Annotated in this window: 8 protein-coding genes; 2 read left to right on the top strand and 6 right to left on the bottom strand. The window is 73.4% G+C overall.

Annotated features, from left to right (window positions below):
- On the bottom strand, nucleotides 1–1,275 hold a 1,275-nt coding region (locus AOK22_RS26835), incomplete at its 3' end, for a flavin-dependent oxidoreductase (protein WP_055701288.1).
- Between the two features lie 351 nt (nucleotides 1,276–1,626).
- Here AOK22_RS26835 and pepN point away from each other — a divergent pair.
- Nucleotides 1,627–4,194, top strand: coding sequence for an aminopeptidase N (gene pepN, locus AOK22_RS26830; RefSeq protein WP_055701287.1), 2,568 nt, complete (start codon nucleotides 1,627–1,629; stop codon nucleotides 4,192–4,194).
- 115 nt (nucleotides 4,195–4,309) lie between these two features.
- Here pepN and AOK22_RS26825 read toward each other — a convergent pair whose 3' ends face one another.
- The 3 genes from AOK22_RS26825 to AOK22_RS26815 all read right to left on the bottom strand — a co-directional run bounded on the left by AOK22_RS26825 (nucleotide 4,310) and on the right by AOK22_RS26815 (nucleotide 7,873).
- On the bottom strand, nucleotides 4,310–5,227 hold the full coding sequence (locus AOK22_RS26825) for a LysR family transcriptional regulator (RefSeq protein WP_055701286.1): 918 nt from the start codon (nucleotides 5,225–5,227) through the stop codon (nucleotides 4,310–4,312).
- Between the two features lie 51 nt (nucleotides 5,228–5,278).
- Complete coding sequence (locus tag AOK22_RS26820) at nucleotides 5,279–6,199, bottom strand: DMT family transporter (protein WP_055701290.1); 921 nt, start codon at nucleotides 6,197–6,199, stop codon at nucleotides 5,279–5,281.
- 141 nt (nucleotides 6,200–6,340) lie between these two features.
- The gene (locus AOK22_RS26815; protein WP_079036839.1) at nucleotides 6,341–7,873 is read right to left on the bottom strand and encodes an FAD-dependent monooxygenase; all 1,533 of its coding nucleotides are present in this window, start codon (nucleotides 7,871–7,873) and stop codon (nucleotides 6,341–6,343) included.
- A 99-nt stretch (nucleotides 7,874–7,972) separates the two neighbouring features.
- Here AOK22_RS26815 and AOK22_RS26810 point away from each other — a divergent pair, with 99 nt between their 5' ends.
- Nucleotides 7,973–8,566, top strand: coding sequence for a TetR/AcrR family transcriptional regulator (locus AOK22_RS26810; RefSeq protein ID WP_055701285.1), 594 nt, complete (start codon nucleotides 7,973–7,975; stop codon nucleotides 8,564–8,566).
- 157 nt (nucleotides 8,567–8,723) lie between these two features.
- Here the strand turns inward: AOK22_RS26810 and AOK22_RS26805 are convergent, their stop codons facing one another.
- Both AOK22_RS26805 and AOK22_RS26800 read right to left on the bottom strand, forming a co-directional pair.
- Nucleotides 8,724–8,963: a hypothetical protein gene (locus AOK22_RS26805; RefSeq protein ID WP_055701284.1), complete on the bottom strand. Its 240-nt coding sequence runs from the start codon at nucleotides 8,961–8,963 to the stop codon at nucleotides 8,724–8,726.
- Between the two features lie 20 nt (nucleotides 8,964–8,983).
- A partial coding sequence (locus AOK22_RS26800) for a 4-alpha-glucanotransferase (protein ID WP_167357891.1) occupies nucleotides 8,984–9,656 on the bottom strand: 673 nt, incomplete at its 5' end.

The following is a 9,656-nucleotide window of genomic DNA, read 5'->3' as shown; positions in this document are numbered from 1 at the left end:
CCCCACCCCCCACGACCCCCTCCGGTTCAGTTCCGTCACGTCGACGCCCGTGGTTCTGCGGTAGGCCTCGTCCAGGAAGGCGAGTTCCTCGGGGGTCAGGACGTCCTCCACGTGGTCGAAGCCGTCGGGGGCGCGTTCGGCGACGGCCTGGAGGATGCGGTCGGCGGGCATGTCGCGGTTGGCGAGGACGATCGCGTTGACCGCGTCGCGCCGGACCTCCTCGTACGCGCGCAGGCCGGCCTCCCGGTCCGGCGAGGTGTGGGCGAGGCAGCGGGCCAGGACGCGGGCGTCGAGGATCGCCTGGGTGCCGCCGTTCGACCCGACCGGGTACATCGGGTGGGCCGCGTCGCCGAGCAGGGTCACCGGGCCCCGGCCCCACCGGGCCAGCGGGTCCCGGTCGACCATCGGATACTCCAGGATGTGCCGCGTCGCGGCCAGCATCGCGGGGACGTCGAGGTCGCCGACGCGCCAGCCCGCGTAGTGCGGCAGGACGTCGGAGAGCCGCCCCGAGCGGTTCCAGTCGGCGGGCCCCGCCATGCCGTGGTGGTGCGTCAGCGGGAACCGCACCTCCGCCACCCAGTTGAGCAGCGCCCGGCCCCGCTCCTGGGCCGGCCGCGAGATCGGGTAGACGACGAGCTTCGCGGTGGCGTTGCTGCCGGCCACCGCGACCGTGCGCCCGCCGAGCACCGGGTGCCAGTCGACGGTGCCGCGCCACATCCGGATGCCGTTCCACAGCGGCGGCCCCTCGCCGTGGTGCAGCATGCCCCGCACCGCCGAGTGCAGCCCGTCCGCCCCGACGAGGGCCCGCACCCGCACCGCGTACTCCCTGGCGCGCCGCACGTCCCGCAGGATCACCCGCAGCGCGGAGCCCTCGCGCTCGGCGAGCCGCACGAAGGCCGTGCCGGTGCGCACCGCGTGGTCGCCGAGCCGGTCGCGCACCGCGTCCAGGAGCAGCAGCTGGAGGGCGCCGCGGTGGATGGAGTACTGCGGCCAGCGGTAGCCGAGGGACCGCCCGCGCGGCTCGGCCCAGATGCGGTTGCCGTGCCGGTCGAAGTGGACCATCTCGTCGGGCGCGACGGCCGTCGCGGCGAGTTCGCCGCCGAGCCCCAGCTCGGTGAGCTCCCGCACGGCGTGCGGCAGCAGGTTGATGCCCACGCCGACGGGCCGCAGTTCGTCGACGGCGTCCACCACGCGCACGTCGATGCCCGCCGCGTGCAGACTCAGCGCGGTGGTGAGCCCTCCGATGCCCGCGCCCGCCACCAGTACGTCGATCATGGCCGTCGCGCGGCCGCACCCGCGCCGCCCGGCAGCGCTGCGTTCCCCAGCATCTCCCGCGTCCCCCTGTGGTCCCTGACCGTCCTCGTGGCCGTGGTCTGCGGCCGCCCCGGACCGGTGCGAACGCGCGGAGCGTAACCGCACGACAGCGGGAGAACAATGGCCCGGGCGGCCATCCCGGGCCGCATGGAAGGATGGCCGGAAACACCACAAGTGGCACCCCCCGAAGTCCCCGTACGTCCTAATCGAAGAGACCAGAACGACCTGTCGTCCCGGCGGGGGACCAGAAGCCCCCGCCGTGCCGACGTCGACCAGACGACGACCAGAAGTCGCATCCGAGGAGATGACCGCGTGCCCGGCACCAATCTGACCCGCGAAGAGGCGCAGCAGCGGGCGAAGCTGCTCACCGTTGACTCGTACGAGATCGATCTCGACCTCTCCGGCGCGCAGGAGGGCGGCACCTACCGGTCCGTGACCACGGTGCGCTTCGACTCCGCCGAGGCGGACGCGGAGACCTTCATCGACCTGGTGGCCCCCGCGGTCCACGAGGCCGTCCTGAACGGCCACGCGCTGGAGATCGGCGCGGTGTTCCGCGACTCGCGCATCGCGCTCAGGCACCTGAAGGCCGGGCGCAACGAACTGCGGGTCGTGGCCGACTGCGAGTACACCAACACCGGTGAGGGCCTGCACCGCTTCGTCGACCCGGTCGACCAGCAGGCGTACCTGTACACGCAGTTCGAGGTGCCGGACGCGCGCCGCGTCTTCGCCTCCTTCGAGCAGCCGGACCTGAAGGCCACCTTCCAGTTCACCGTGAAGGCGCCGAGCGGCTGGACGGTGATCTCCAACTCGCCGACGCCCGAGCCGAAGGACGACATCTGGACGTTCGAGCCGACCCAGCGCATGTCGACGTACGTCACGGCGCTGATCGTCGGCCCGTACCACGCGGTGCACTCGTCGTACGAGGGTCCGGGCGGGCAGTCCGTGCCGCTCGGCATCTACTGCCGTCCCTCGCTCGCCGAGTTCCTGGACGCGGACGCGATCTTCGAGGTCACCCGGCAGGGCTTCGACTGGTTCCAGGAGAAGTTCGACTACGCCTACCCCTTCCCCAAGTACGACCAGCTCTTCGTGCCGGAGTTCAACGCGGGCGCGATGGAGAACGCGGGCGCGGTGACCATCCGCGACCAGTACGTGTTCCGCTCGAAGGTGACCGACGCCGCGTACGAGGTGCGGGCCGCCACGATCCTGCACGAGCTGGCGCACATGTGGTTCGGCGACCTGGTCACCATGGAGTGGTGGAACGACCTGTGGCTGAACGAGTCGTTCGCCACCTACGCCGAGGCCGCCTGCCAGGCGTACGCGCCGGGTTCGAAGTGGCCGCACTCCTGGACGACGTTCGCCAACTCCATGAAGACGTGGGCGTACCGCCAGGACCAGCTGCCGTCCACGCACCCGATCATGGCCGACATCCGTGACCTGGACGACGTCCTGGTCAACTTCGACGGCATCACATACGCCAAGGGCGCCTCGGTCCTCAAGCAGCTCGTCGCGTACGTCGGCCAGGACGAGTTCTTCCAGGGCGTGCAGGCGTACTTCAAGCGCCACGCGTTCGGCAACACGCGCCTGTCCGACCTGCTCGGCGCCCTGGAGGAGACCAGTGGCCGCGACCTGAAGACCTGGTCGAAGAAGTGGCTGGAGACGGCGGGCATCAACGTCCTGCGGCCGGTCGTGGACGTCGACACGCGCGGCGTCATCACGTCCTTCGCGGTCAAGCAGGAGGCCCCCGCGCTGCCCGAGGGCGCCAAGGGCGAGTCGACGCTGCGCCCGCACCGCATCGCCATCGGCTTCTACGACCTGGACGACGCCTCCGGCAAGCTGGTCCGCACCGACCGCGTGGAGCTGGACGTCGACGGCGAGCTGACGGCCGTGGAGGCCCTGGTCGGCAAGGCACGCCCGGCGGTCATCCTGCTCAACGACGACGACCTCTCGTACGCGAAGGTCCGCCTGGACAGCGAGTCGCTGGCGTTCGTCACCGAGCACATCGGCGACTTCGAGGCGTCGCTGCCGCGCGCCCTGTGCTGGGCGTCGGCGTGGGACATGACGCGCGACGCGGAGCTGCCGACGCGCGCGTACCTCGCCCTGGTCCTCTCGGGCATCGGCAAGGAGTCCGACATCGGCGTCGTGCAGTCGCTGCACCGCCAGGTGAAGCTCTCCCTGGACCTGTACGCGGCCCCGGCGGGCCGGGACGAGGCGCTGGCCCGCTGGACGGCGGCGACGCTGGAGCACCTGCGGGCCGCCGAGCCGGGCAGCGACCACCAGCTGGCGTGGGCGCGCGCGTTCGCGGCGACGGCCCGCACGGACGCCGACCTGGCCCTGCTCGAAGGCCTCCTCGACGGCTCGGAGTCGGTCGAGGGGCTCGCGGTCGACACGGAGCTGCGCTGGGCGTTCGTGGCGCGGCTCGCGGCGACGGGCCGGCTCGACGAGGCGGGCATCGCCGCGGAACTGGAGCGGGACAAGACGGCGGCGGGCGAGCGGCACGCGGCGTACGCGCGTGCGGCGCGGCCGACCGAGGAGGCCAAGGCCGCCGCGTGGGCCTCGGTCGTCGAGTCCGACACGCTGCCGAACGCGATCCAGGAGGCGGTGATCGGCGGCTTCGTCCAGACCGACCAGCGTGAACTTCTCGCTCCCTACACGGAGAAGTTCTTCGCCGCGGTGAAGGGCGCGTGGGACTCCCGCTCGCACGAGATGGCGCAGCAGATCGCGACGGGCCTGTACCCGTCGCTGCAGATCGCGCAGGCCACGCTGGACGCGACGGACGCGTGGCTGGCCTCCGCCGAGCCGAACGCGGCGCTGCGGCGGCTGGTGACGGAGTCCCGTGCGGGTGTCGACCGTGCGCTGAAGGCCCGCGCCGCGGACGTGTAGCCCGCCCTCTGCCGGGCGGGGCCCTTGGGGCTCCGCCCGGCGGTTCGGGGTGAGGCCCGGCGCGGCTTTCCATCGCGGGCCGTAGGTGGCTGGTCGCGCGGTTCCCCGCGCCCCCTTACGAGGCGTCCTCGCGGGCCGGGACCGCCTCCCGGAGTGCCGCGAGGACTCTCGCCACCGCCGCTCCCGCCGCCGCCCCGCGGCGCACCGCCGCCACGACGTGGCGCGTCGGGTGGTCCTCGGTGAGTTCCCGCATGACGACGCCGTCCCGGCGTACCGCCGCCATGCGCGGGACCAGCGCCACCCCCATGCCCGCCTCCACCATCGCGAGGATCGCCGTCCAGCCGGACGCCGAGTGCGCCTGCTCCGGGGTGAATCCGGCGCTCTCGCAGGCCGCCCGGGTGATCTCGGACCAGGGACCGCTGCCCCCGAAGATCCACGGCTCGCCCGCGAGGTCGGCGAGCCGCAGTCCTTCCGCCGTGGCGAGCCGGTGGTCGCCGGGCAGGGCCACGTCCAGCGGGTCGGCGAGCAGGGACTCCCGGGTGAAGCGCGTGTCCGCGTCGGCTCCGGCGGGTGCCTGGACGGCCAGGGACAGGGCGACGTCCACCTCGCCGGCCGCGAGCAGTTCGTACGCCTCCGCCGCCTCGGTCTCGCGCACGCGGACGGAGATGCCGGGCGCCGCCTCCCGCAGCGCCCGCACGGCGGGCACGACCAGGGCGGGCACGGCCGTCGAGAAGGCGCCGACCCGCACCTCCCCCGCCTCGCCCTGCGCGTACGCAGCCAACTCCGCGTCCGCGCGCTCCAGTTGGGCGAAGACGGCCTCCGTGTGCCGCAGCACCAGGTGCGCGGCGTCGGTGAGCCGGACCCGCCGCCCGTGGGCCTCCAGGAGCGGCACGCCCAGCTGCTTGGCGAGGTTGGACAGCTGCTGCGAGACGGCCGACGGCGTCATCTGCAGGGCCCGCGCCGTCGCCGTCACGGTGCCCCGCTCGCTCAACGTGCGCAGGATCTGCAGCTTCTTGATGTCCCACTCACTCATGAGGCCAACGTACCGACTGGTCAGCAGCGGGGATCCCACGGGCCGCCCCGCCTACTTCGCGCGGGCCGCGCCCAGCACGACCCCGCCGAGGATCAGGCCCATGCACAGCACCTGGAGCCATCCCATGGCCTCGCCGAGAACGGCGAAGGAGAGCAGGGCGACGCAGACCGGCTGGAGGTAGTAGACGACCCCGGCACGGGCCGCCCCGATGATCGAGATCGCCTTGTTCCAGGCGAAGAAGGCGACCGCGGAGGACACCACGCCGACGTACAGGAGCGGGGAGACCGTGCCGACGGTGGGCGTGAAGCCGCCTTGGACGGCATAGCTGGCGACGAAGACCGGCAGCAGCATCAGCGCGCCGAGCACGAACGTCGAGAAGAGGAAGGGCAGTCCGCCGATCTCGGCGGGCTTGCGCCGCAGGAGCGCGCTGTACGAGCCGAAGGAGACCGCCGCCGCGATGATCCAGAGGTCGCCGACCGCGAAGTCCATGGTGAGCGAGCCCTTGCTGACCAGGAGGAGCACTCCGGCGCAGGCGACGAGCATGCCGGTGACGCGGCGCGCGCCGAGCCGGGCGCCGCCGAGGCGTTCGTAGACGGCCATGAGGACGGGCGAGGCGGCCATGATCATGCCCATGTTGCCCGCGCTGGTCGTCATGCCGGCCTGGTTGACCAGGGTGTTGTAGACGGTGACGCCCAACAGGGAGGCCAGGAGCAGGAACGCGAGGTGCTGCCGCAGCAGCCCGCGCTGCCGCCAGGTCTCCCGGACCGCGAACGGCGCGACCGCGGCGATGGCGATGATCCACCGCCAGAACGCGTGCTGGACGGGCGGCACGGTGTCGTGCAGGGCGCGGGAGGTGACGAAGCTGCCCGACCAGACGACCGTGGCGAGGGCCGCGAGGGCGAGGCCGACGCCGATGGGGCGCGCGGCCGCCCTCGCGGCGGCCGGTGCGGTGTGAGCGGGGGTCCGGTCCAGGACTGCCACGGGGTATCCCTTGCCTCTCTCCCCGCGGTGGCGGGGGTCTCGGTGCGTTGCGGGACCACCGTGACACCCTCACACCCATCAGGTCCATCGAATCTTTCCGCTGTTTATATGTAGGGAAAGTGAACGGTTGGCTCAGGCCGCTCCCCACGTCCGCAGGGCCGCGGCCACCTCCCCCGCCGCCGCGTCGTCCGCCGCCCAGGCCACGTACCCGTCGGGGCGGACCAGGACCGTCGTGCGGCGGCCGCTCGACCAGTGGGCCGGGACGGCGCGGCCCGTCGGGGGCTGCTCGCCGCCCGGGGCGACGAGCACGAACTCGCCCGCGCGCAGGACCTCGTGGAGCCGCCCCTCCTTGAGGGCGACGTCGGGGACGCGGCGCCCGGTGAGCCGGTGGGCGCCCTTCGGGGCCCGGTAGGCGATGCCGATGCCGGTGACGCGGCCGACCACCTCGGCGCGCAGCGCGGGCACGTGGCCGACGAGGGCCACGACCGCGGCCCGCGCGGCGCGCGTCCACACGTGCTTGGCCATCGCGAGCCTGATGAGCCCGCCGCTGCTGCGGAGCACCTGCCTGCCGACCGGGTGCCGCTCGGTCTGATAGGTGTCCAGCAGGCCGTCCGGGGCACGGCCGCCGAGCACGGCGATCAGCTTCCAGCCGAGGTTGGCGGCGTCCTGCAGTCCGGTGTTCATGCCCTGGCCGCCGGCCGGGGAGTGGACGTGCGCGGCGTCCCCGGCGAGGAAGACCCGGCCCACGCGGTACGCGGGCGCCTGCCGCTCGTCGCTGTGGAAGCGGGACATCCAGCGGGCGTCGTGCATCCCGAAGTCCCGGCCGAGCGCGGCCCGGACGATCTCCTTGACCTCGTCGAGGTCGAGGGGCGCGCTGTCGGGCACGTCGTGGGCGCGGTTCCAGCCGACGACGCGGTAGTAGCCGTCGGCGAAGGGCACGACGACGGCGAAGGCGTCACCGACGCCGTTGAGGGCGAGCAGCGACTCCGGTGGCTCGGTGAACCTGACGTCGGCGAGGACGAGCGAGCGGATGACGGACCGGCCGGGGAAGGGCAGCCCGATCCCCTGGCGCACACCGCTGCGCAGCCCGTCGGCGCCGACCGCGTAGGCGGCGCGCAGGCCGCCGGGCGTCCCGCCGGGGCCGCGGACGTCGAGCGTGACGCCGTCGGCGTCCTGGCCGAGCCCGACGACCTCGGTCTCGTACGCGAACCGCACCCCCGCCTCGACCGCGCGCCGCTCCAGGGTCCGCTCGACCTCGTACTGCGGCAGGACCAGGACGTGGGGGAAGCGGGAGGGCAGGTCCGTGAGGTCGAACGAGACGCGCCCGAAGAAGCGCAGCGTGCTCAGCGGTTCGCCCTTGGCGACCAGTTCGTCGGCGAGGCCGCGCGCGTCCAGCTGCTCCAGGGTGCGGGCGTGGACGACCATCGCGCGGGAGAGGTTGCTGATGCCGTGCGCCCGCTTCTCCACGAGGGTGACGGGGACGCCCGCCGCGGCGAGGTCTCCGGCGAGCAGCAGCCCGGTGGGTCCGGCGCCGACGACCACGACGCCGTCCGCCCGCCCGCCGCCCCCGGGGTTCGCGGCGCTCTCGGCCCTCTTGACGCTCCCGGCGCTCTCGATGTTCGTGACGTTCTCGGTGCCGCCCGTGTGCCCGGTGGTGCCGTTCATGGCCGCCTCCTGATGCCAACACTTGTTGGTCAACGCTTGTTGGCCAACGTAGAACCGCGCCTATGGACCGTCAACAGTCGTTGGCCTACGTTTGTTGGCATGACCGAAAGAGAACCTGCCGACGGGGTGTCCGGCCCACCGCCCCGCCGCTCCGACGCCACCCGCGCGGGCATCCTCGCCGCGGCCCGCGAGCGGTTCGCCGCGGACGGGTACGAGCGGGCGACGATCCGCGCCATCGCCAAGGACGCGCGGATCGACCCGTCGATGGTGATGCGCTACTACGGCAACAAGGAGGGGCTCTTCGCCGCGGCCACCTCCGTCGACCTGCGGCTGCCGGACTTCGCCCGGGTGCCGCGCGCGGACGCCGGGCGGGTGCTCGTCTCCCACTTCCTGACCATGTGGGAGGGCGGCGACGTGCTCGTCGCGCTGCTGCGCGTCGGCATCACGAACGAGGCGGGCGCCGAGCGCATGCAGGGCATCTTCGCGGCGCAGATCCTGCCGGTGGCGCGCCAGGTCTGCCCGGACCCCGCGCAGGCGCCGACGCGGGCCGCGCTCTGCGCGTCGCAGCTGCTCGGCATGGCGCTGGCGCGGTACGTCCTGCGCATCCCGCCGTCGGTGGCGCTGACGCCCGAGGAGATCACCGCGTGGCTCGCGCCGACGCTCCAGCGCTATCTGACGGCCGAGGGGCCCTGAAGGAGCCGGGCGCCGGGCAGCGGGTGCCGGGCATGCGAGCACGCCGAGGGCGCCCTCCTGCCACGTCCGCTCGGAACGGCGGTACGTCGCTGAAGGGCGCCCTCGGCGCGACAAGCTGAGGAACGAGGGCCGGGGCGGCCCTCGGGAGTGCTGCGGGTCAGCCCTGCTTCTGCTGCTTGCGGGACTTGTCGCCGACCATCACGAGGCCCGCGATCACCAGGAACAGCACGATGGGCGCCACGACAAAGAGGCCGAGCGTGTCGATGACACTCAGGCCCGAGCCCGGGTCGTCGCCGTCGTCGCGCACGAGCGCGCTCGCGGGGGACGACATCAGCAGCATCATCAGCGTCGTGCCGGAGGCCAGGGCGCCGGCGCGCAGAGCGTTCTTCTTGTCCACGGTGCAAACGTAGCGAACTCCTAAACGGGGTGCGCGCCCGGGGGTGCCGTACGGGCACCTCCGGGCCTGCCCGCCCCCGCGCGGAACACCGCCATGAGCGCGTGCAGACGCGGGGAGGCGGCCAGGTCCTCCAGGGTGACGGGGCGTCCGGCGGCGTCGGCGACCGGCAGCCGCCAGTTGGGGTACTGGTCCCAGGTGCCCGGCAGGTTCTGCGGGCGGCGGTCGCCCACCGCGTCCGGCAGCCAGACGCCGACCATGCGGGCCGGGGTGGACAGCAGGAAGCGGTGCAGGGCGCGGATCTCGTCCTCCTCGCAGCCGATGCCGCCGGGCAGCATGCCGAGCCGCGAGAGCAGGCACAGCCACTCGTGCACGTCGGCGGCGGCCTCGGCGTGCTCCTGCGCCAGCGGGCGGGTCAACAGGCCCAGGTCGTACCGGAGTCGGACGTGCTCGCCGGTGAGGCGGGCGGCCGTCGGGGGCAGGTCGTGCGTGGTGGCGGTGGCCACGCAGTCGGCGCGCCAGGCGTCGGCGGGCAGCGGACGGCCCGTGCGCTCCCAGTCCCGCTCGAACCAGAGCACCGAGGTGCCGAGCACGCCGTGCTCGCGCAGCCGCTCGCGCACGCCCGGCTCGACGGTGCCGAGGTCCTCGCCGATGACGAGGGCGTCCGCGCGCTGCGCCTCCAGGGCGAGGACGGCG

It is taken from the genome of Streptomyces silaceus (assembly GCF_001419745.1).
Lineage (GTDB): Bacteria > Actinomycetota > Actinomycetes > Streptomycetales > Streptomycetaceae > Streptomyces > Streptomyces silaceus.
The sequence above is the reverse complement of the archived record's forward strand: the minus strand, read 5'-3'. Positions and strand labels throughout refer to the sequence as shown.